The organism is Stenotrophomonas sp. STEN038, assembly GCF_056759895.1.
Window position 1 is genome coordinate 17,263 of record NZ_JBRRDW010000009.1, and the last position, 20,320, is coordinate 37,582.

Annotated in this window: 20 protein-coding genes; 6 read left to right on the forward strand and 14 right to left on the reverse strand. The window is 64.3% G+C overall.

The genetic code is table 11. The annotated features are described in order from the left end of the window. Window positions 1-114: 114 nt before the first annotated feature. The 4 genes from ACVOLS_RS05425 to ACVOLS_RS05440 all read right to left on the reverse strand — a co-directional run bounded on the left by ACVOLS_RS05425 (window position 115) and on the right by ACVOLS_RS05440 (window position 4,666). The gene (locus ACVOLS_RS05425; protein WP_481544791.1) at window positions 115-1,725 is read right to left on the reverse strand and encodes a PepSY-associated TM helix domain-containing protein; all 1,611 of its coding nucleotides are present in this window, start codon (window positions 1,723-1,725) and stop codon (window positions 115-117) included. A gap of 10 nt (window positions 1,726-1,735) precedes the next feature. Next, window positions 1,736-2,038 carry a hypothetical protein gene (locus ACVOLS_RS05430; protein WP_481544792.1) on the reverse strand — a complete coding sequence of 101 codons (303 nt, stop codon included), beginning with the start codon at window positions 2,036-2,038 and terminating at the stop codon, window positions 1,736-1,738. Further along, on the reverse strand, window positions 2,035-2,355 hold the full coding sequence (locus ACVOLS_RS05435; protein ID WP_481544793.1) for a hypothetical protein: 321 nt from the start codon (window positions 2,353-2,355) through the stop codon (window positions 2,035-2,037). Before ACVOLS_RS05435 ends, ACVOLS_RS05430 begins: the two co-directional genes overlap by 4 nt. 97 nt (window positions 2,356-2,452) lie before the next feature. Then, a complete protein-coding gene (locus ACVOLS_RS05440; protein ID WP_481544794.1) occupies window positions 2,453-4,666 on the reverse strand; it encodes a TonB-dependent siderophore receptor in 2,214 nt (737 codons plus the stop codon). Between the two features lie 206 nt (window positions 4,667-4,872). On the opposite strand from ACVOLS_RS05440, the gene ACVOLS_RS05445 reads away from it, so the two are divergent. Genes ACVOLS_RS05445 through ACVOLS_RS05460 form a run of 4 tightly spaced genes read left to right on the forward strand, consistent with a single transcriptional unit; the run spans window position 4,873 to window position 8,999 of the window. Next, window positions 4,873-5,589: a DUF3348 domain-containing protein gene (locus ACVOLS_RS05445; protein WP_481544795.1), complete on the forward strand. Its 717-nt coding sequence runs from the start codon at window positions 4,873-4,875 to the stop codon at window positions 5,587-5,589. 10 nt (window positions 5,590-5,599) lie between these two features. Beyond that, on the forward strand, window positions 5,600-7,687 hold the full coding sequence (locus ACVOLS_RS05450; RefSeq protein ID WP_481544859.1) for a DUF802 domain-containing protein: 2,088 nt from the start codon (window positions 5,600-5,602) through the stop codon (window positions 7,685-7,687). Between the two features lie 5 nt (window positions 7,688-7,692). Next, a complete protein-coding gene (locus ACVOLS_RS05455) occupies window positions 7,693-8,343 on the forward strand; it encodes an OmpA family protein (RefSeq protein ID WP_303748166.1) in 651 nt (216 codons plus the stop codon). Then, a complete protein-coding gene (locus ACVOLS_RS05460) occupies window positions 8,343-8,999 on the forward strand; it encodes a DUF2894 domain-containing protein (RefSeq protein WP_481544796.1) in 657 nt (218 codons plus the stop codon). The genes ACVOLS_RS05455 and ACVOLS_RS05460 overlap by 1 nt, the downstream gene beginning before the upstream one ends. 18 nt (window positions 9,000-9,017) lie before the next feature. Here the strand turns inward: ACVOLS_RS05460 and ACVOLS_RS05465 are convergent, their stop codons facing one another. The 5 genes from ACVOLS_RS05465 to ACVOLS_RS05485 all read right to left on the reverse strand — a co-directional run bounded on the left by ACVOLS_RS05465 (window position 9,018) and on the right by ACVOLS_RS05485 (window position 13,493). Then, window positions 9,018-10,385, reverse strand: coding sequence for a heavy metal sensor histidine kinase (locus ACVOLS_RS05465; protein WP_481544797.1), 1,368 nt, complete (start codon window positions 10,383-10,385; stop codon window positions 9,018-9,020). Continuing rightward, window positions 10,382-11,074 carry a heavy metal response regulator transcription factor gene (locus tag ACVOLS_RS05470; RefSeq protein ID WP_481544798.1) on the reverse strand — a complete coding sequence of 231 codons (693 nt, stop codon included), beginning with the start codon at window positions 11,072-11,074 and terminating at the stop codon, window positions 10,382-10,384. Before ACVOLS_RS05470 ends, ACVOLS_RS05465 begins: the two co-directional genes overlap by 4 nt. A gap of 25 nt (window positions 11,075-11,099) precedes the next feature. After that, the gene (copD, locus tag ACVOLS_RS05475) at window positions 11,100-11,996 is read right to left on the reverse strand and encodes a copper homeostasis membrane protein CopD (RefSeq protein WP_481544799.1); all 897 of its coding nucleotides are present in this window, start codon (window positions 11,994-11,996) and stop codon (window positions 11,100-11,102) included. Window positions 11,997-12,008: 12 nt separating this feature from the next. Further along, a complete protein-coding gene (locus tag ACVOLS_RS05480; RefSeq protein WP_481544800.1) occupies window positions 12,009-12,389 on the reverse strand; it encodes a copper resistance protein CopC in 381 nt (126 codons plus the stop codon). 393 nt (window positions 12,390-12,782) lie between these two features. Then, window positions 12,783-13,493, reverse strand: coding sequence for a pirin family protein (locus ACVOLS_RS05485; RefSeq protein ID WP_481544801.1), 711 nt, complete (start codon window positions 13,491-13,493; stop codon window positions 12,783-12,785). A gap of 137 nt (window positions 13,494-13,630) precedes the next feature. Here ACVOLS_RS05485 and ACVOLS_RS05490 point away from each other — a divergent pair, with 137 nt between their 5' ends. Continuing rightward, window positions 13,631-14,560: a LysR family transcriptional regulator gene (locus tag ACVOLS_RS05490; RefSeq protein ID WP_481544802.1), complete on the forward strand. Its 930-nt coding sequence runs from the start codon at window positions 13,631-13,633 to the stop codon at window positions 14,558-14,560. A gap of 46 nt (window positions 14,561-14,606) precedes the next feature. On the opposite strand, the gene ACVOLS_RS05495 is transcribed toward ACVOLS_RS05490, so the two are convergent. From ACVOLS_RS05495 to ACVOLS_RS05505, 3 genes are all read right to left on the reverse strand, one after another. Then, window positions 14,607-15,350, reverse strand: a complete 744-nt coding sequence (locus tag ACVOLS_RS05495; protein WP_481544803.1) for an outer membrane beta-barrel protein — start codon at window positions 15,348-15,350, stop codon at window positions 14,607-14,609. Between the two features lie 278 nt (window positions 15,351-15,628). Next, window positions 15,629-16,804 (reverse strand): GDSL-type esterase/lipase family protein, encoded by a 1,176-nt coding sequence (locus tag ACVOLS_RS05500; RefSeq protein WP_481544804.1) that lies wholly within the window; start codon window positions 16,802-16,804, stop codon window positions 15,629-15,631. 278 nt (window positions 16,805-17,082) lie between these two features. Continuing rightward, window positions 17,083-17,721, reverse strand: coding sequence for an RpiB/LacA/LacB family sugar-phosphate isomerase (locus tag ACVOLS_RS05505; protein WP_282270991.1), 639 nt, complete (start codon window positions 17,719-17,721; stop codon window positions 17,083-17,085). Between the two features lie 117 nt (window positions 17,722-17,838). On the opposite strand from ACVOLS_RS05505, the gene ACVOLS_RS05510 reads away from it, so the two are divergent. After that, window positions 17,839-18,312: a hypothetical protein gene (locus ACVOLS_RS05510; protein WP_481544805.1), complete on the forward strand. Its 474-nt coding sequence runs from the start codon at window positions 17,839-17,841 to the stop codon at window positions 18,310-18,312. Here ACVOLS_RS05510 and kduD read toward each other — a convergent pair. Both kduD and ACVOLS_RS05520 read right to left on the reverse strand, forming a co-directional pair. Continuing rightward, on the reverse strand, window positions 18,261-19,016 hold the full coding sequence (gene kduD, locus ACVOLS_RS05515; RefSeq protein ID WP_282270993.1) for a 2-dehydro-3-deoxy-D-gluconate 5-dehydrogenase KduD: 756 nt from the start codon (window positions 19,014-19,016) through the stop codon (window positions 18,261-18,263). The two genes, ACVOLS_RS05510 and kduD, sit on opposite strands and share 52 nt — an antisense overlap. A gap of 218 nt (window positions 19,017-19,234) precedes the next feature. After that, window positions 19,235-20,311, reverse strand: coding sequence for a LacI family DNA-binding transcriptional regulator (locus ACVOLS_RS05520; RefSeq protein ID WP_481544806.1), 1,077 nt, complete (start codon window positions 20,309-20,311; stop codon window positions 19,235-19,237). Between the last annotated feature and the right edge of the window lie 9 nt (window positions 20,312-20,320).

The window sequence follows — 20,320 nt, forward strand, 5'->3', positions numbered from 1 at the left end:
ACCCGCGACCTATAAGCCTTTGTAGGAGCGGCATAAGCCGCGAAGCTGATGATCCATCAGCTCGCAGACACCTCGGTAATTGCAGTATTGCCAGCTTCGCGGCTGACGCCGCTCCTACAGTTGAGGTCCCGGCACGGCCTCTGCCGAGCATGGCTCGGCACTACCTTGCGCCCAGACGCTGTCGGTATGGCCTTGCTGCAGGCGCATCTGCGTACGCCTTGCGATGTACAGCATCACCGGCACTGACAGCAGTGCGGTGAGGTCTACCGGCCAACTGCCTGCGTGGTACCAGCTTCCGCCGATTCCCAAAGCACCGGCAATGCTCGACAGCGGAATCGCCAACGTACACAGCGCACTCAAACGCAGCAGCTCCACCGCAGCGCGCGGTGCCCCACGCAGGAATGCCCAGGCGATGGCGGCGACGAATAGCGCGTAATAGATGCCGGTGTGCCAGGCCTTCAGATCGGTGACCAGCGACGGCAACCATTTGGTCGCGGCGATGCTGGCGGATATGCCGGCCACGCAACCCAGCGACACACCTACCGTCAGGCAGGCCAACACCCAGGCCGAACGCTTCTGCATCGGCGTTTCCGTGCCCTTGCGCTTGCGTCGCCGCGATTCCACCCACAGCAGATTTCCAGTGTAGAACAGCGCCGCGCCAGCCAGGCCCATCAGCAGGTACAACCAACGCACCGGGTTGCCACCAAAGCTGCCGAAATGCAGCGCGAAGAACGCATTGACCGCGCCGTTCCAGCCATCCATGTGGCCAGGCAGGTCATGCGCATCCACCTCACCGCTATACGGATCCAGATGCGTGCTGGCGTAAACACGCGCACGCGTGCCATGGCGGATATCCAGCCCGGTCACCGTTGCTTCAACATGGCCGTCCTTGTTCTGGAAGCCGAAGCTCTGCACCTCGAAGCCCGGCAGCTGCTGCTCCACCCGGCGCAGCAACTCGGCGGCCGGCAGTACTGCGGCTCCACCCGGCGCTTCGGCGTGCTCCTCGTTCCACTCGATGCCTTGCGGATACACCACCGCGCCCTGTGCATCGTAGAACTGGTCATGGAAGGCGAACACCACGCTGGTCAGCGCGATGACGATGTGGAACGGCAGGCTGAACAGCCCCAGGGCGTTGTGTGCATCCAACCACATGCGTTTGATGTTCTTGCCGATGCGCAGCGCGAATACATCCTTGCTCAAGGTGATCAGCAACACGATCAGGCCCGATACCAGGGCGACCGCATACGCCATCGCCACCGCGCCCATGATCGGCCGCGCGATCTTGTCCGGGAATGGCAGGCCGACCAGCTGGTGCAGCGTATCCACCAGCTGCGCCACCGGTGCCTTGCGCGTCTGTGCCACCTGCAGGCTGCCGTCGGCGGCGAAGCTGGCGCCGTACTCGGTGAACTGGCGCCGGCCCTGGCCGGGGGCGCGCTCCTGCCAGTACACCCGCGCCGGTTGATCGGCGTGCGGACGCACCGACACGAAGTAACGCGATGCGGCCTTCGGGTGTTCGGCCAGCACCGCGGCCACCAGCGCGTCGGCCTGTTGCAGCGACGGTGCTGGCGACAAGGTGGAAGGCGGTGTCGCCCAGCGTTCCAGCGGCTTCTCGAACATGGTGACCGAGCCGGCATAGAAGGCGATGAACAGCATCAGCCCGCTGACGATGCCGATCCAGATATGTACATCCTTGTAGACCTTGATGATGTCGCTGCGGATCTTCATACAGCCACCTTCATGACATCACTCCACGCACCAGCCACAGCGCGGCGAAAGCCAGCGCATTGGCCGCGCCCAACCACAGCCAGGCACGCAGGCTGCTGCGGAACAGGTAGACGAAGGACAGCACCGTCGCCCAGATTGGTGCCATCAGCCACATGTTGAATTGGTTTTTGCCGCCGCCGGCATTGATGCCGTCTGGGCCCAGCCACGCGAACAGGCCCGACAGCGACAGCGCCAAACCAAACCCAAGTACCACGCCCGCACAGGTCTTGCCGAACCAATGGCGGCTTTCCAGCCGCGGTTTCGTCGTGCTCATGCCGACCGCCCCGCACGCACGCGTGCGCGCCACGCACCAAGGAACGGCGCGAGCGACCACACCAGCATCAGCAACACCAACCAGCTGGCGATTGCCTCCAGCGGCGCCAGCAGCGGCCACAGTGCCAACAGCGACAGCAGCACCAGCAACGTGCCCGGCCACCATGCATGCCGCTTCGGCCACGGTCCGGCGGCACGCAGCTGTTGCTGTGGCGAAGCGACGTACAGCAGCAGTCCGCCAATGGTGCCGGCCAAGGTGCCGGCGAGTCCCAGCCACAGGTTCAGGCTGCCTGCCTGCGATGCGTGGTCGCGCGCCAATGTCTGGCGCGCATGCGATAGGAAGTCTTCATCATGTCTGGCTCTTCGCTGGACGCGCTCGCGGCACCTGCACGAATGCGCAGGTTCCGCGCGGGGATCACCAACTGAAACGTGCGGTGGCGGTGACGGTACGGCCGGTGCCGTAGTAGCAGGACGACACGCCGCCGCAGGTGGAGACGAAGCGCTTGTCGGTGAGGTTGCTCAGGTTGAGCGCGAACTGCGTGCCGACCGCGCCATGCTGGCCGGCGTCATAGCGGATCGCTGCGTCCCACAAGGTGTAGGAGGGGATCAGGTAGAGGTTGGCGCTGTCGCCATAGCTGCGGCCGTTGTAGCGCACGCCGGCCGCAACACTCAGGCCTTCCAGGCCACCGGCGAGGAAGGTGTAGTCGGCCCACAACGCCGCCGTCCAGTCCGGCACCATTGCCAGCTGCTTGCCGGTATAGCCGTTGTTGCTGCGGGTGACCTCCGAGTCCATCCAGCTGGCTGCGCCGATCAGGCTGAAGCCTTCCAGCGGAGTGATGCGCCCTTCCAGCTCGGCGCCACGCACGCGACCTTCGCCGTCCTGCACCTGGCAGTCGCTGTTGCCGGCGGCGCCGCAGGTGTTATGCGATTTGATCGGATCATTGGTGACGATGTTCTGCTGGCGCAGGTCGTAGGCCGACAGCGTCAGCAGGCCATCGAACGAAGCCGGCTGATACTTCAGCCCTGCCTCCCACTGCTTGCCGGTCACCGGGTCGAACGGCGTCTGCGTGTAACTCATGTTGACGTTGGTGGCCGCCGGCTGGAATGACTCGGCGTAGCTCAGGTACGGCGTCAAGCCGTTGTCGGCCACGTACAGGATGCCGGCATTGCCGGTGAACGACTTGTCCTTGACCTTGGTCGGCACCACTGCGCGGTAGGTGTTGGTGGCCACGGTATATGCCTGGGTCCAGGTGTCGTCCTTTGTCCAGTCGTAACGGCCGCCGAAAGTCAGCCGCCACTTGTCGATGGCGATCTGGTCCTGCAGGTAGGCACCGGTCTGGCGGTTGATGCCGCCGCTGTAATTGATGCTGGTGGTGACCGGCACGTAGTTGGTATAGACCGGATTGAAGATGTCGATATCGGCCGGGTTGGTCATCGCGCCACGTGCGCCAGTCCAATCGGCTTTCTGCCAATCCACACCAACCAGCACGGTGTGTTCGGCGATGCCGGTGCTGAATTTGCCGGTCAGGCGGGTATCAACGGTCTCGCCCTTGGAGTCGCCTTCGCCCCAGGTTGCGCGGCGCTTCTGGGTGCGACCATCAGTGTTGAGGCCGCCATTGGTCACCACCGTGCGGAATACCGATTCGACATCGGTATGGCGCGCACTCTGGCTCAGGGTCCAGTTGCTGTTGAAGCTGTGCTCGAACAGGTAACCGGCGGTCCAGATGGTGCGGTCGAAGGTGTTCCAGTTGGGCTCGCCGATGAAGGTAGTGTTCTTCATGTAGCCGTAGGCGGTGGGCCGCAGCGTGCCGGCCATCGGCAGGAACTGGTAGGTCGAGCCGCCGTCGTCCTTCTGGTACAGGCCGAGCAGGGTCAGTCGCGTGCGCTCGGCGATCTGGAAGGTGTAGCTGGGTGCAAGGAACCAGTGCTGCTGCTCGGTGCGATCGATCTGGGTCTGGCCGTCCCGATACAGGCCGACCAGGCGCAGCAGGTGGCGGTTGTCATCCGTTCCGGTGCCAACGTCGAACGCACTGCTGTACTGGCCATTGCCATCGATGCCCAGACGCAGCACCTGCTGCTGGTCCGGCACCGGCGTCTTGCTGACCTGGTTGACCATGCCGCCCGGAGCCACCTGCCCGTACATCACCGCTGACGGGCCCTTCAGCACCTCCACGCGATCCAGGTTCCAGCTGTCGACCATGCTGCGGTTCCACTGGCTGCCCTGCGGCGCACGCATGCCGTCGATGGTGACGTTGTTGGCCCAGCTGCCGGCATCGAAGCCGCGGATGCGGAAATCATCGACGCGGTTGTCGATGCCGCTGCTTTCCAGCGACACGCCGGCCACGTAGCGCATTGCTTCGTTGAGGTTCTGCACGCCACGTGCGTCCAGCTCCTCACGCGCGATCACCGACACCGACTGTGCGGTTTCAGCGATGGCGGTATCGGTCTTGGTCGCGCCGGAGGTGTGGCCAGTGGTGCGGTAGGCATTGACCCGCACCGCATCCAGGGTCTGCGCGTCGGCAGCCGCTTCGGCTTCGGCGGCGATGGCAGCAAGCGGGAACAGGGCCGAAACGACGGCGAGGGACAGCAAGGCCGGACGGAGGCCGGCAGAAATACGGGGGAGGGACACGGATCAACCTGCACAGACAGAAGTATTGGCTGACTGCCCAGGCAGCGGCTGATGTGCCGATTATAGTAAATAATAACCATTCGCAACAACATCGCTGGCACTGCCTGTTCTGCCAGCCGCGCTGGTGCCGCCAGCCGAGGCCTGAATACCCAGCCCAAGGCGCGCTTTGCGCCAGCATGTAAAATGGCCAATTTTTAGTCAGGACCATGGCGAAAGCATCCGAACGGGCGCCCGTTCTGGGCCCGGCGTTCATTCGCCTGCTGGCCCGATTCAACGACGAGGGAACATCCCCTGCGGCGCCTGCGGTGCCGGAGCGGTTGGCGCAGTGGTTCGACTGGAACCGTGCCATCACCCTGTCCAAGGCGCTGGACAACCCGCCGCCAGAGCCCGAACCCGGTGCCGACTACGCGCCGGCGCAGGATGCTGAATACGCAAATGTGCGGATCAAACTGGTCGAGGCCATCCAGGCCGAGATCGACCTGAGCCCTCCGCGCAACCCAGCCCCTGCCGACGCCGAGCTGCCGCCCGGCTTTGCCCCCTACCGCCAGCACTACCTGAGTCAGCAACGCGCCATGCAGACCGCCAGCGGTCGCCTGCGCGGCCGCCTGCGTGACATGCTGGCGCGGCAATCCCCGGCCAAGGCACGCTTGGCCGAAGTCGACGCGGTGATGGAAGCCACCCTCAGCCCGCGCGAACACAGTCTGCTTTCCCATGTGCCGGTGCTGCTCGGCCTGCACTACCAACGGCTGCTCGCTGCAGCCGCGCACGACCCCGCCGATGCAACCGCATCGGAACCCACCGCGGCACCCACCGGCCCTTGGCTGGTCACGTTCCGGCAAGACCTGCGCATCGCGCTGCTGGCCGAACTGGATGTCCGCTTCCACCCCATTGATGGCCTGCTCGCAGCGCTACGCACCCGGTAATCCGTACCTCATGTCCAGAAACCTCGTTGCAGTCGTTGTCTTCCTTGTTGGCCTGCTGGCCGTGTGCTGGATCGGCGTCGGCTATGCCGGCACCCATCCGCTGGCCGCGGTGGTCGCCGCGATCATCGCCGCCTGTTATCTGGCCGGCGCGGTGGAACTGTTCCGCTACCGCCAGGCCACCAGCACCTTGCAGCAGGCCTTGCCGGCCATCGGCGAGGCGGCAGACAACCTCGATGGCTGGCTCAGCCGCCTGCAGCCGGGCCTGCGCGGTCCGGTGCGGCTGCGCGTACAGGGCGAACGCGTCGGTCTGCCCGCACCTGCATTGACCCCGTATCTGGTCGGCCTGCTGGTGCTGCTGGGCATGCTCGGCACCTTGCTCGGCATGATGGCGACCTTGCGCGGCACTGGCCTGGCGCTGGAAAGCGCTACCGACCTGGATGCGATCCGCAGCTCGCTGGCCGCACCGGTCAAGGGTCTGGGCTTCGCCTTCGGCACCTCGATTGCCGGTGTTGCCAGCTCGGCCGCGCTCGGCCTGCTGTCGGCCTTGCTGCGCCGTGAGCGCGCGCAGACCGTGCAGGAACTGGATGCCGGCATCGCCAGCCAGCTGCGCACGCACTCGCAGCGTTTCCAGCGCGGCGAGACCTTCCGCCTGCTGCAAGAACAGAACGCGTTGATGCCGACCCTGGTCGAGCGCCTGCAGTCGATGATGAGCAGCCTTGAGCAGCAGCATCAGAGCAACAACGAACGCCTGCAGGCCAGCCAGCAGGAATTCCACCAGCGCACTGAAGCTGCCTATACGCAGCTGGCGGCATCACTGCAGCAATCAATGCAGGCCGGTATCAGCCAGCAGGCCAATGCGGTTGGCGCCGCACTGCAGCCCGTCGTTGATGCCACCATGGCGGGGCTTGCTGACAAGTCCAATGCGCTGCACGCCAGCATCGACAGCGCCGTGCACAAGCAACTGGAAGGCATCAACGCCGCCGTGCAGAGTGCGGCCGCAACTGCGGGCAGCAGCTGGAACAGCGCACTGGAGCAACAACAGCGCAGCAACAGCGCGTTGACCGAACAGCTGCAACAGGCGCTTGCACAGTTCGGCAGCACCTTCGAGCAACGCTCCAACAGCTTGATCGACGGCGTTGCCGCGCGCATGGAAGACAACGTCGGCCGTACCGCCGAAGCGTGGCGCGATGCGCTGGCAAAGCAGCACGACGCACATGACGAACTTGCACAGCGCAATGAACAGGCCTTGCTGAGCGCGTCGTCTGCATTCGAGCAACACGCACAGTCGCTGCTGTCTTCGCTGCAGCAGTCGCACGAACAGCTGCAAAGCGCCTTCGCAGAGCGCGACGAACAGCGTCTGGGTCAGTGGTCGCAGGCACTCACGGCGATGGTCGGCACACTGGACAGCAGCTGGCAGCGTAATGGCGAAGCAGTCGCCCAGCGCCAGCAGCAGATCTGCGACAGCCTCGCGCAGACCACCCAGGCCATGAGCGAGCAGCAGCAGGCTCAGGCCCGCGACACCATCACTGAGATCTCGCGCCTGGTGCAGACCGCCTCCGAGGCACCGCGTGCCGCCGCCGAAGTGGTGGCCGAGCTGCGCCAGAACCTGTCCGACAGCATGGTCCGCGACACCGCCATGCTGGAAGAACGCAGCCACCTGCTGTCGACGCTGGAAACCCTGCTCGGCGCGGTCACCCACGCATCGACCGAACAGCGCAGCGCAGTCGACGCACTGGTCAGCACCTCGGCCGATCTGCTCGAACGCGTTGGCGGCCGCTTCAGCACCCAGCTTGAAAGCGAGACCAGCAAGCTCGACCACGCCGCCGCCAACGTCACCGCCAGCGCGGTCGAAATGGCCAGCCTCGGCGATGCCTTCGGCAGTGCGGTGCAGCTGTTCGGCCAGTCCACGGCAGCCTTGAACGAACGCCTGCAGCTGATCGAAAGCGCGCTCGACAAGTCGCTGGCGCGCAGCGATGAGCAGCTGGCTTACTACGTCGCACAGGCGCGCGAAGTGGTGGACCTGAGCATGCTCTCGCAGAAGCAGATCATCGGCGAACTGCAGCAGCTGGCCGAAGCCCGCGACAACGCCGGAGCCTGAGCGCGATGAGCGACGAAATCGAATTCGACGCCGAATCCAGCGCCACCACCTGGGCCGCGTTCGGCGACCTGATGTCGGTGCTGCTCGGCGCCTTCGTGCTGATCCTGGCCAGCGTGATCGGCATACAGCTGCTGCTGCACAACCGCTTGGATGAGGAAGTGAAGCAGCGCCAGGAACAGACCGCCAAGCTGAAGACGCTGGAGCAGGCCCTGGCTGCACCCTTGGCCGCTGGCCGCGTCACCGTGATCAATGGGCGCATCGGCATCAGCGGCAGCGTGTTGTTCGCACTCAACTCCGACCAGCTGCAGCCGGAAGGCCGCGAGCTGCTGCAGAGCATCGCCGCGCCGCTGCGGGACTATCTGGGTGCACGCGAGGAAATCCTGATGGTCAGCGGCTTCACCGACAACCAGCCGGTGCGCGTGGTCCATGGCCGATTCGCCGACAACCTGGAATTGTCGGCCGCGCGTGCGCTCACCGTCACCCGCACGCTGATTGCCGATGGCGTGCCGTCGCAGTCGGTGTTCGCCGCTGCCTTCGGTGCCGAGCAGCCGGTCAGCAGCAACGATGACGAAGCTGGACGGGCAAAGAACCGTCGCGTCGAGATCGCACCGATCCCGCGTCCCAAGCAGGACGGCAAGGCCGACGCCGCACAATGATGCCTGCTGATTCCGCAGCACTCGCACAGCTGCAGGCATGGCGCGAAAGCGGCGCGGATCGTTTTGATCCGCCACGTTTCGAGCTGATCGCTGCGCTGGCGCAGCGCGCACAACGCTATGCGGGCAGCGCGCGCGCGCAGCTGGATGCACGTCTGTCGCAGCTGACCGGCGCGTATGCACAGCTTGTTGCGGTTGAAGATGCGGAGCCTGCAGCACAGACCGGAACCGGCAGCCCTCTGCAGTTGCTGCTGCAGCAGCTGGAGGCAGATCCGCTGCAATACCAGTTGCCGCTGAGCACCGCCAACGCAGCAGCTGGCGACAGCGACACTGGCGATAGCACCGAAGGAGTGCTGATGCCGGCACTGGATGAATTCCAGCAGCTGTGGAGCCGAATCCGCATCGACAGTCTGCTGCGTCAATGCCTGGATTCGTTGCCAGAAGACGCCGGTCCTTTGAACTCCAGCGTGCTCACCTACCGCGCAATGGCGCTGATGCAGGAGCTGTCGCCGGAGTATCTGCAGCACTTCATCGCCTACGTGGACGTACTGACGTGGATGGAGCAGCTGGGCGCCAGCAGTCCGCAAAGCAACACTGGCCGCGCTGCCAGCGCCCGCAAGCCTCCTCGCGCGAGCACAGGCAAACGTAAAAAGACCTAACGCTTCAACGCGCGCCGTTCATGCCAGCGGCAGCTGCAGACTGAACACCGTGTCTTGTGCTGTTGAAGCAACCTGCGCCTGCCCACCATGCGCGTGGGCGATGGCGCGGGTGATCGCCAGACCCAAGCCTGCACCCTCACCATGGCCGCGCCCGCGCGAACGATCCGCACGATAGAAGCGGTCAAACAATCGCGGCAATACCTCGGCAGGAATCGGCGCACCGGGATTGCTGACCTCGATGCTGCAGCGGCCATCGCTGCTGCGGATGCGGATCTGTACCACGCCGCCGGGCGGGCAATGCTGGATGGCGTTGGAGAGCAGGTTGGCGATGGCACGGTGGATCATCAGGCGATTTCCCTGCAGTTCGGCATCGCCGTCACGCTGCAGGCGCACTTGTTTGTCTTCGGCCAATAGACCGTAGAACTCCAGCAGCGTATCCACCAAGCCGCCAATCGCCACACGTTCCCGGGTTGGCAACGCATCCACCGTTTCCGCCTGTGCCAGATACAGCATGTCCGTCACCGTCCGTGACAACCGCTGCATCTCCTCGGCGCAGGAACCAAGCGCATCGCGATAGGCGGCGTTGTCACGCGGCTGCGCCAGTACCACGTGCACCTGGGTAAGCATATTGGTGATCGGTGTGCGCAACTCATGGCTGAGGTCGGCGGAGAATTCGGACAGACGTACGAAATCGTCCTGCAGCCGTGCCAGCATGCTGTTCAAGGTCTGCGCGAGGTGATCGAGCTCGGCCGGTGCCGCGCCCACTGACAGGCGTCGGTCCAGGTGCTCGGTGGTGATCTGCTTGGCTTCATCGGCCAGGTTCTGCAGCGGCCGCAACGTGCGCCGTACCACGTAGCCGCCGAGCAGGCTGCTGGTCACCGCCGCCAGCACGATGCAGGCCGCAAGCAGCTGGTGGAAACCACGCAGGAATGGCGCGTGGCGGGCACCGTCAATCGCCAACAACAAGGTCAGCGGACGACCTTGCTGCATCTGGCGCAGATGCAGGACGATGAACCGGTTGCCGTCTGGCAAACGCCACAGTTGCTGCCGCAGCTGCGCCGTCGACGGATGCTGCCGCGCATAGGCCAGCAGGCTTGGCGGCGCGGTGGAGAACAGGGCGTTGCCGTCGGCATCACCGATCCAGAAGGCGATATCCGGATGGTGACCCAGCGCTTCGCCCAGGCGCTGACCGAGCTCCTGCGGCGGTACGGTAGCCGCCATATCGCTGATCAGTGCCGCCTTGTTCTCCAGCTCGGCGCGGTCCAGGGCATTGAAGTTGTGGCGCACCGCCTGGTCGATGGCGATGCCGAGCACCGCCATCACCAGCACACTGATCGTGGCCAGCAGTGCGGTCAGCCGCCAGACGATGGAGCGCCGCCGCGTCACGCATCGTCACCGGCGGCTGGCGCTTCCAGCACATAGCCCATGCCGCGCACGGTGACGATGAGCTTGTCGGCGAAATCGTCGTCGATCTTGGCGCGCAGCCGGCGTACCGCGACATCGATGACGTTGGTGTCGCTGTCGAAGTTCATGTCCCACACCTGCGATGCGATCAGCGAGCGCGGCAGCACTTCACCACGGCGCCGCGCCAGCAGTTCCAGCAAGGCGTATTCCTTCTGGCTGAGTTGGATGCGGCGCTCGCCGCGCTGCACGCGACGACGCAGGGTATCCACCACCAGATCGGCGATGACGATGCGCTCTGCCTGCGGCTGCACCTGACCGCGACGCAGCAAGGTGCGCACCCGCGCCAGCAATTCGACGAAGGCGAAGGGTTTTACCAGATAGTCATCTGCGCCGAGTTCCAGGCCCTGCACGCGATCAGGAATGCTGCTGCGCGCGGTCAGGAACAGCACCGGCAGTGGATTGCCGGCATCACGCAGCCGCGCCAGTACGTTCCAACCGTCCATGCCCGGCAACATCACGTCCAGAATCAACAGTTGATAGTCGCCGCTGCTGGCCAGGTGCAGCCCGTCCACGCCATCGGCAACGAGATCCACCACATAGCCGGCCTCTTCAAGCCCTTGGCGCAGATAGCTGCCGGTCTTGGGTTCGTCTTCGACGATCAACAACTTCATTGCGGGTCCTCGAAGCAGCGCTGGCTCAGGCGGTAGGGTCAAGCGTACCCAGTACGGCGACACATGCCAGCACCAGCAGCGCCAGCAATGCTTCCAACGCGAGGCTGCGGCGCAGCGCGCGCAATGGATGCGCTGCTCTGGTCTGCAGCGCAGCAGCCAGAGCCGGCACCAGCCGCCAACGATGCAACGCTGCCAACAACAGCATGCCGACTACCAACAGCAGCTTGAACGACAGCCAGCGCCCATGGGTGGTGCCGGTCAGGCTGGCCAGGGCGCCACCCAGATCGATGTAGCTGATGCTGCCGGTAATGGCCAGCAGCACGACAATGACCGTGCCGGGCAGCGCGAAGCCGCGCAGGCCGGCCAACAGCGCCGCTGCGCGTTCGCCTTGTGGCTGTTGCTGGCTGCGCCGTAGCAGGCTCAGCAAGGCCACTATGGCGCCCAGCCACGCACCGGCAGCAAGCAGGTGGATGATGCCAGCCAACAGCCGCGGCCAGCCCTGCAGGTAATCGCCGGCGCCGGCATGACCATTCCAGGCAAGGCTGGCCAGCGCGATGGCGGCCAATGCTGTCTGTGGCAGCAGTTGGCGCGCGTGCTGACGCCGCGGCAGCAACAGGAGCAGCAGCAAGGCCAGCACCGCGCCGCGCACCAAGGCGGCGCGGCCGGCGGTGGTGGCACCGATGAACCAGGCCAGATCATCTACACCCAGTGAATCCGGTGCGATGTCGAGCAAGGTGGATATGCGCAGAGTCGCGTCCAACAACACCATCACCAGACCCCCCACCGCCAGCAGCACGCCCCAACTGCGCCAGCCCAGCAGCGGTGCCAGCCGCTGATTGCGCGCGAACAGCGGCACGCCGAACAGCAGCATCAGGTCCACATACAACATGAAACGCAGCGCGTAGACAAAGGGCTCCGACATCGTCCGGCCTGCTTACTTGACGCTGAAATCGATCTCGCCACTCATCGGGTGGCTGTCCGATCCCACCGTGCGCCACTGCAGGCGATAGTTGCCCGGCACCAGCGGTGCAGTGGGCACGGTCCGCAGGGTGCGGCCATCGGCAAGTAGCTGCGCAGGCGCCACTGCCACCTTCATCCACAAGCGGCCATGGCCCATGAACAACTCGGCGCGCGAGCCGCGTGCGAGCAAGGCTTCGCTGAAGGTCACGTCGATCTGGATTGGCGCGGCCACGGCGGCGTTGGCAGCAGGACTGGAGCTCAGCACCCGCGGATGCGCGATTGCCGTGGCCGACATGAAGACGCCAGCCAGCAGCATGGCGGCAGCGGAGAGAGAGAAGCGACGAAGTAATGACATGACCGGCACCTGCGGGAGAGGTGCTCAGGCTAGGCGCACGCAACTGTCATCGGCCTGACCTGGAGATTACGAAACTGTCAGAAATGCCGTGCAGAACCCGCAGGCGAGGCCGGGGATGCCACCAGCCTTGCATTTGCTGCAGGAACTGTAGGAGCGGCGTGAGCCGCGAAGCTGACGTTGCTTGAACCCTTGGCAGCTGTGTCATCTGATGATCTTCCTGCTTCGCGGCTTACGCCGCTCCTACAAAAAAAAAACCGACACCAGATGTCTGGCGTCGGATTCTGGTGACTCAAATGCTCAAGTGAACTGCTTTGGCGGATATCCCCGCCTTTGTCGTCTACGGGAGCTTGATCGGGTAGAGATACATAACCCGACTTTGACCCCGGTTTTTGCTCACTGCAGCGCCGCGGTATCCACCAGCACCAGCTCGGAGTCTTCCAGTGCGGTGATGCGGATGCTGGTCTCGCCGGTGATGGCGGCGCCATCGCGGGCTTCCAGCAGCACGCCACTGACGTCGACCTTGCCGGTGTTCGGCACCAGGTAGCCGTAACGGTTGGCGTCGGTGAAGTGGTACTCGGTGCTCTCGCCGGCCTTCAGCGTGGCACCCAGGACGCGGGCGTTGGCGCGGATCGGCAGTGCATCGTCGTCACCTTCCATGCCGCTGGCCAGGGTGATGAAGCGGCCCGAACGCTCGCCCTTGGGGAAGGGCTTGCTGCCCCAGGACGGCTTGCCACCGCGCTGGTCGGGGAAGATCCAGATCTGGAAGATCTTGGTGACCCCCGCCTCCAGGTTGTATTCGGCGTGGCGGATGCCGGTACCGGCACTCATCACCTGCACATCGCCGGCTTCGGTACGGCCCTGGTTGCCCTGGTCGTCCTTGTGGGTGATGGCGCCTTCGCGCACATAGGTGATGATTTCCATCTCGGCATGCGGGTGCGCCGGGAAGCCGGTGCCGGGCTGGATGATGTCGTCGTTCCAGACCCGCATCGCGCCCCAGTTCATGCGCTTGTTGTCCTGGTACTCGGCAAACGAAAAGTGGTGCTTGGCATCGAGCCAGCCGTGATTGGCTCCACCGAGGCTGGCAAATGGGCGACGTTCAATCATGGCGTTCTCCTGAAGGCGGTGGGGTTTCGATGTGGGAAAGTCTAGGCCTGCACCTCGATACCGAGAATAGAAAGTATGGAAAAGCATTCTTTCCATTTGTGACATGATCGCCCCACCCTGCCCTGCGAGCCGCCACCATGAACCGCCTGCCTGACCTGGAAGCCTGGGCGATCTTCGCCAAGGTCGCCGAAGCCGGCTCCTTCGCCCGCGCCGCCGAGGAGTTGCAGCTGTCGCAGGCCACCGTCTCCAAGGCCATCACCCGGCTGGAGACGCGTATCGGCACCAGCCTGTTCCACCGCACCTCACGGCGCATGTCGCTGACCGCCGCGGGTGAAGCGGCCTTGGAGCGGGCAGTACGCATTCTCGATGAAGGCGAGGCGGTCGAAGCCGAAATAGCCGACCGTTCGGCAGCGCTGCGTGGCCTGATCCGGCTGGCGGCACCGATGTCGTTCGGCGTGTCGCGGCTGGCACCACTGCTGCCGGAGTTCATGCAGGCGCACCCGGACGTGGAACTGGATATCCAGCTCAGTGATCAAATGGTGGACCTGGTGGCCGAGCGCTTCGACATGGCGCTGCGCATCTCCACGCTTGCCGACTCCAGCCTGCGCGCACGCCAGCTATGCCAGGTACGCATTCTGCTGGTCGGGTCGCCGGCGTACTTCGAGGCGCACGGCCGCCCCAGCCATCCACGTGATCTGGTCCAGCACCGCGGCTTCCAGTACAGCTACACCCGCAGCGGAAATACGTGGCGCTTCCGCCACCCGCGCCACGGCGAGTTCGCGCAGACCGTGCCGCGCCAACTGCAGGCCAACAATGCCGACATATTCGATGCCGCCCTGCAGGCCGGGCTTGGGCTGGCCTTGCAGCCGGAGTTCCTGGTCTGGGAACAACTACGCGACGGCCGCCTGCAGACCGCCATGGACGACTGGAAGGTCGAACCGTTGGCGCTGAGCATCATCACCCCGCCCGGCCTGCATCGGCCGGCACGGGTACAGGCCTTGATCGACTACCTGGCGCTGCGTTTGGAGAAGGAGCCGTGGGCGGCACCTGGCCGGCATGGCATCTAATCGAACGTGCCCATGAGCCGATCCGCAACGACCGGCGTGCAGGCAATCAGAAGCGGACTTCCGCACCCAGAGTGAGCGTGTCGGCGCCATTCACTTCGTACTCTTCGTCGTTGTAGTTGTAGTCCGCCGAGTACAGGTAGCCGGTGTACATCAGTTGCAGGTTGAAGTGGCGGCTGACGTCCACACCAACGCCCACGCCTCCGTAAAGACCATCGGTACTGACTTTTCCCCAGTAATCATCCGACTTGGCGCGCCAGTAGCCAGCACGCACGGTGCCAAACCAGGCACTGTTCCTGCCGAAGCTGAAACGCGCATTCGCACCGATGTTGGTGAACCTGACCTCAGGCACCAGAAAGTCCTTCTCGTGCGTTTCCCGCAGCTTGCCTGCACCAAGCTCGATACCCACCTGGGCGAAATCTTCGATCTGCCAGCGATAGCCCGCACTGGCGGAAACCGCACGTTGGTCAGCATCCTCATAGACCCAGCCAGCACCACCCTGCACGCCGACGAAGAAGCCATGTTGCGGCTGTTCGCGCTTGGGCGATGGGCCGCCCCATTGCGGTGCGGGTGCGGGTGCGGGTGCCGCTGCCGGTGTCTGGGTGATGGGCGAATCGGAAGTCACCTGCGGCGCGGCCTCGCCGGCCACTTGAGGCTGCGCTGGCGTTACAGCGGTGGGTGCGGTCTGCTGGGCGCGATAGGCAGCCCAACCCTCTGAAATGGACTGCGCATCGGCAGCGCCGGCAGTCAGCAGCAACAACGGAACGAGTACGGCAAGGCTGTGCTTCTTCATCGGTTTCCATCCTGGATGGTGCGTATTCCATTCTTCCTGAGCCGAACCGCCGCGCCCGCAGGACGCGCGTCGCCGGCGTCTGCTTACGCAGCGCCGACGTTCATCTGGATCGGAAGCCCCTAGGGACGGCACATTGGGGGCGGCCCGTGGCCGTGTCAAGCCAGCCCGGCCATGGCAGCGTTGGCCTGCACGAAGGTGCCGATGAAACAGCAACATTGGGACGATGCCGCAGCCGGGCATCGCGGCGATGAGCCAGACATTGCCCCCGAACTGCGCAGTCAACGCGCTGCTGGATACGCCAGCATCACCACCAGGTCATCTTCACCCATTTGTTGCAGGGCATGGCTGCTGCCGCTGCGGGTGAGCAAGGCATGCCCTGGAGCGACTTCGTATTGTTTTCCGTCCAGCACATAGAGACCACGCCCGCTGACGATGTAATAGATCTCGTCCTTGTGCTGCGGATGCAGGCCGATGCCTGCGCCTTTGTGCAGCACGCGCTTGCGCATCACGAACGGCAGATCGCTTACGTCGGCGAAGAACGAATAGGCGGTGGTCGGTCCGGCACCACCGTGCGGACCAGGTTGCTGGCGGCCGATGTCCTGTTCGCGGATGACCTGTGAACCGTAGGTATTGCCTGCCTCCCGCTTTGGCGTTGCAACAACAGGTGCGGCAGCACTTGGCGTGGAAGCGACCACGCCCTGCCCCGCAGTGATCGCACCACAGTCGATATCGCGCTTGAGCGTGGGCTTCAGTTGCGGCGCGATGTCCACCCAACCGCGCATCACCAGGCACGCCACCGCGGTTGCACCGGCAACGCTGAAATGGGTGCCATCGGCTTTGTTCTGCTCGGGCACGAACATGAAGTAGGGCTTGGCGCCCTGCTCGCCCAGCGCGCGTATCCACGCCATCGAACTGGCATTGAGATCAATCAGCTGCACGTCCTGCGCTTTGGCGACCTGCTTCATTGCAAGCGTGTAGCGACCGTGCGTGTCGAGCAACGCACCGAAATCGTAGAGCAGGCGTGCGACCGGCGTGATCAGGATGGGCGTTGCGCCTTTCGCACGTGCAGCGGCGATGTAGCGTGAGAGGAACTGTTGATAGTCGCTGTCTGGATTGGTGTAGCGCGTAGCGTCTTCCAGCTTGGCGTCGTTGTGGCCGAACTGGATCAGCAATACGTCGCCGGGTTGCAGCTCTTTCTCGATTGCATCCAGCCGTCCTTCGTTGATGAAGCTGCGGGTGCTGCGACCGCCGACGGCGTGGTTGCGCACCTGCCATTGGCTGTCGTCAAACCAGCTCTGCAGCATCTGGCCCCAGCCCGCTTGTGGCGCGCGTTCGGGGCCGTAGCTGGCGGCGGTTGAGTCTGCGGCTATGAAGACGCGGTGGGCGGATTCGTTGGCGCGGGCGCTGGAAAAGAGAGCGCAAAGGGCGATGAGGAAAAATGCTGAGGTCTTCATGCTTTGCTGTTCGCCTTAAAGTCCCTCTCCCCTTGCGGGAGAGGGGTTGGGGAGAGGGGGCGATCGAAGATCGCTGGCTTGATGAGTTCCAGCACCAAGAAGCATGCGTGCTGCGCACGCCTCCCCTCTTCCGCCCTTCGGGCACCTTCTCCCGCAAGGGGAGAAGGGCTGGTATCCAACATTGCGAATGTGCCGTTGGGTGCATCGATATCCACAAACAACAAAGGCGCCCGCAGGCGCCCTTGTCTGCCCGCAAGGGCGCTACCGCACGCGTGGGCTTACTTGCCCAGCACGCTCTTCACGTAGGCGACGATGTTCTCGTCCTGCGCGTTGTCGAAGAACGCCTTCTGGAAGCGCTCGCCGCCGACGGCCTGCTTCACCAGTTCCTGGTCGATGGACTTCAGGCCTTCGACGAAATCCTTGGAGGCGCCCTGCTTCACCTGCGCCAGGATGCCGGCATTGGCCATCTGCGATTCCTTGCGCTCAGCCGGGTAACCCTGGCCGCGCTCACCGGCAAATGCCTTCTCGAAGATGTAGCGGATGTTGATTTCCGCGCCCCAGCCGAAGCCCTTGGCGAACGGCAGGGCCAGCGCGTTGCCGCTGTTGACCTGTGCGAACAGGAAGGCATCGGTCGGCTCGATGCAGTAGCCGCAGAACACGCCCGGCCATGCATTGAGCGACATCATCGCGCCCTGCCCGGTGCCGCAGCCGGCAACCACGAAATCCACGGCCTTGGCGTTGAGCAGCAACGCGGCGCAGATGCCGAGGTGGATGTAGGTCAGGCGGTGATCGTTGTCACCGTCCATGCCAACGTTGAACACGTCGTGGCCCTGTGCGGCGGCGACGGTGTTGAGCTGTTCCAGCACCACCGGGTTCTTGGCGGCCTGGCTGAACTCCTGCATCAATGCGATTTTCATTGCGTGACTCTCGATTAGGGGGAAACGTTGTTGGTGATGAGGTGGAAGCAGAAGCAAAAGCTCCCCTCATCCGCCCCTTCGGGGCACCTTCTCCCGCATGCGGGAGAAGGGAAATCTGTGCCGCGCGCGACTGCAGCTTGGCTGCCTGCGCTCGCTATCGCTGTCGCGCCTGCCTTTGCTTCTGCCTTTGCTTCTGCCTTTGCTTCTACCTTTGCTTCTGCTTGGGCTTCTGCTTGGGCTTCTGCTTCTGCTTGGACTGTTGCTTCGGCTTCGGCTTCGGCTGTTGCTTTAGCTGTTGCTTCGGCTGTTGCTTTAGCTGTTGCTTTAGCTGTTGCTTCGGCTGTTGCTTTGGCTGTTGCTTTGGCTGTTGCTTCGGCTGTTGCTTTGGCTTTGGCTTTGGCTGTTGCTTCTGCTCCTGCCTTGGCTCTTGCTTTCCCCTCTCCCGCCTGCGGGAGAGGGGTAGGGGTGAGGGCGCTCCTGGCTTTTCAGCTTTACGCTTCGTGCCTGCCTTTCAGCTTCCGCTTCACCACCTTCAATCCTCAGCGCGCCAACCAACCACCATCCACCGGAATGATCGCGCCGTTGACGTAATCCGACGCGCTCGAAGCCAGGAACACTGCCGTACCGCCCAGGTCTTCCGGCTTGCCCCAGCGGCCGGCCGGGATGCGGTCCAGGATCGCCTTGTTGCGGTCTTCATCAGCACGCAGCTGCGCGGTGTTGTCGGTAGCCATGTAACCCGGGGCGATGGCGTTGATGGTCACGCCCTTGCCTGCCCACTCATTGGCCAGCAGGCGGGTGATGCCGGCAATGCCGCTCTTGGAAGCGGTATACGACGGCACCCGCACGCCACCCTGGAAGGACAGCATCGAGGCGATGTTGATGATCTTGCCGCTGCCCTGGGCGATGAAATGCTTGCCGGCTGCCTGGCTCATGAAGAACGCGGACTTGATGTTGACGTTCATCACGTCGTCCCAATCCTTCTCGCTGAAATCCACCGCGTCGGCGCGACGGATCAGGCCGGCGTTGTTGACCAGGATATCCAGGCGGCCCAGGCCTGCAACTGTCTCGGCAACCACGCGCTCGACCGGCTCGATGCTGATCAGGTTGGCTTCGATGTTGAGGAAACGGCGGCCCAGCGCGCGCACCTTCTCGGCGGTCTCGTCGGCCGGGACGATGCCGGCGCCGGCAATATCGGCACCGGCGGCGGCCAGCGCCAGCGCGATGCCCTGGCCCAGACCGGTATTGGCACCGGTTACCAGGGCGACCTTGCCTTCGAGACTGAATGGATTCGTCATGCTGTTCCTCTCCCAGAGCGGTAGTTCGGTAGTGCTGCCGGCGGCGGGTGCCGGAGCGGGGCGATGGCGCCGGGGCGGTCCCGGTCAGCGCATCTGTCCAGTGGCCCGCCGCTGCAATCCGCGGGCCTGCCGGGCGATTCTAGCCAATTATGGAAACCGGTGTCATTTTGCACTGCAAGATAAGTGGTTTCCTTTGCAAAACAAAAACTTGGGGGCGATCAGTCCTGCGGCGGCTGGCAGGAATCGCGCACGATCAGATGCGGGCGCACGCTGGCCATCGGCATGGCGGTCTTGCCCTCCGGCTGGATCAGCATCGCAGCCGCTGTTCTCCCGGTGTCACGAGTGTTGCGGCGCACCGAGGTCAGCGATGGCCACAGGCGCGACGCCAGCGGGCTGTCGTCGTAACCGACGATCGACAACTCGCGTGGAATGTTGATGCCGGCACGCATGGCAACCTTGTAGACGCCGGCAGCCATTTCATCGTTACCGGTGAAGATCGCAGTCGGGCGCTGCTTGCCCAGCAGCAGTTTCTCGGCCGCGGCCACACCCGATTCGAAGGTGTAACCGGCCTCGATGATGCGTGCCGGCGGCAGCTCGATGCCACGCCGTTCCAGCGCTTCCAGAAAGCCCGAGGTGCGTTCGTGCGCGGAGCGATAGGCGGTGGGGCCGGTAATCAGGGCGATGTCGCGGTGGCCCAGCGACAGCAGGTAATCGGCCGCTTCGGCGGCGCCGTCGCGGTCATGGGTGATCACCATCTGCGAGGTTTCATCCAGCGGCAGGGCGGCGATGCGGGTGAAGCGGCAACCGATCTCGTCCAGCATGTCGGCCAGTGCCTGGTCTTCCGAGGCACGCGGCACCAGGATCACGCCATGCAGCTTCTGCTGCTGCACGAAGCGCTTCACGCCCTCGATATAGCCGGGGCTGCGGGTGTCGCAGGGGTGCACCACCAGCTCGAAGCTGGAACCGCGCAATGCATCCAGCGCGCCGTTCTGCATGTCCACCACGTATTGCGCGGTGGGGTTGTCGTAGACCATGCCGATCAGGAACGAACGCCGGAACGCGAGCCCACGCGCCAGCGGATCAGGCGTGTAGCCGACCTCGCGCATCAGCGCTTCAACCTTGTCGCGGGTGTCTTTGCGCACCAGCGGTGAGTTGTTGATGATCCGCGAGACCGTCTTCTTGGAAACACCCGACAGCCGCGCGATGTCGTTGATGGTTGCGGGCCGCCCCAGTGACTGGGGCGTGGTGGCGGCGTCGGCTTTCTTGCGCAAGGCGATGTCCTTGAAACCGTTCATGACGGGCAT

Bases quoted from the DNA above. Each gene is read 5' to 3' on its own strand.
- ACVOLS_RS05425 (WP_481544791.1), bottom strand. From the start codon at position 1,725: ATGAAGATCCGCAGCGACATCATCAAGGTCTACAAGGATGTACATATC.
- ACVOLS_RS05430 (WP_481544792.1), bottom strand. From the start codon at position 2,038: ATGAGCACGACGAAACCGCGGCTGGAAAGCCGCCATTGGTTCGGCAAG.
- ACVOLS_RS05445 (WP_481544795.1), top strand. From the start codon at position 4,873: ATGGCGAAAGCATCCGAACGGGCGCCCGTTCTGGGCCCGGCGTTCATT.
- ACVOLS_RS05450 (WP_481544859.1), top strand. From the start codon at position 5,600: ATGTCCAGAAACCTCGTTGCAGTCGTTGTCTTCCTTGTTGGCCTGCTG.
- ACVOLS_RS05455 (WP_303748166.1), top strand. From the start codon at position 7,693: ATGAGCGACGAAATCGAATTCGACGCCGAATCCAGCGCCACCACCTGG.
- ACVOLS_RS05460 (WP_481544796.1), top strand. From the start codon at position 8,343: ATGCCTGCTGATTCCGCAGCACTCGCACAGCTGCAGGCATGGCGCGAA.
- ACVOLS_RS05470 (WP_481544798.1), bottom strand. From the start codon at position 11,074: ATGAAGTTGTTGATCGTCGAAGACGAACCCAAGACCGGCAGCTATCTG.
- copD (WP_481544799.1), bottom strand. From the start codon at position 11,996: ATGTCGGAGCCCTTTGTCTACGCGCTGCGTTTCATGTTGTATGTGGAC.
- ACVOLS_RS05480 (WP_481544800.1), bottom strand. From the start codon at position 12,389: ATGTCATTACTTCGTCGCTTCTCTCTCTCCGCTGCCGCCATGCTGCTG.
- ACVOLS_RS05485 (WP_481544801.1), bottom strand. From the start codon at position 13,493: ATGATTGAACGTCGCCCATTTGCCAGCCTCGGTGGAGCCAATCACGGC.
- ACVOLS_RS05490 (WP_481544802.1), top strand. From the start codon at position 13,631: ATGAACCGCCTGCCTGACCTGGAAGCCTGGGCGATCTTCGCCAAGGTC.
- ACVOLS_RS05495 (WP_481544803.1), bottom strand. From the start codon at position 15,350: ATGAAGAAGCACAGCCTTGCCGTACTCGTTCCGTTGTTGCTGCTGACT.
- ACVOLS_RS05500 (WP_481544804.1), bottom strand. From the start codon at position 16,804: ATGAAGACCTCAGCATTTTTCCTCATCGCCCTTTGCGCTCTCTTTTCC.
- ACVOLS_RS05505 (WP_282270991.1), bottom strand. From the start codon at position 17,721: ATGAAAATCGCATTGATGCAGGAGTTCAGCCAGGCCGCCAAGAACCCG.
- kduD (WP_282270993.1), bottom strand. From the start codon at position 19,016: ATGACGAATCCATTCAGTCTCGAAGGCAAGGTCGCCCTGGTAACCGGT.
- ACVOLS_RS05520 (WP_481544806.1), bottom strand. From the start codon at position 20,311: ATGAACGGTTTCAAGGACATCGCCTTGCGCAAGAAAGCCGACGCCGCC.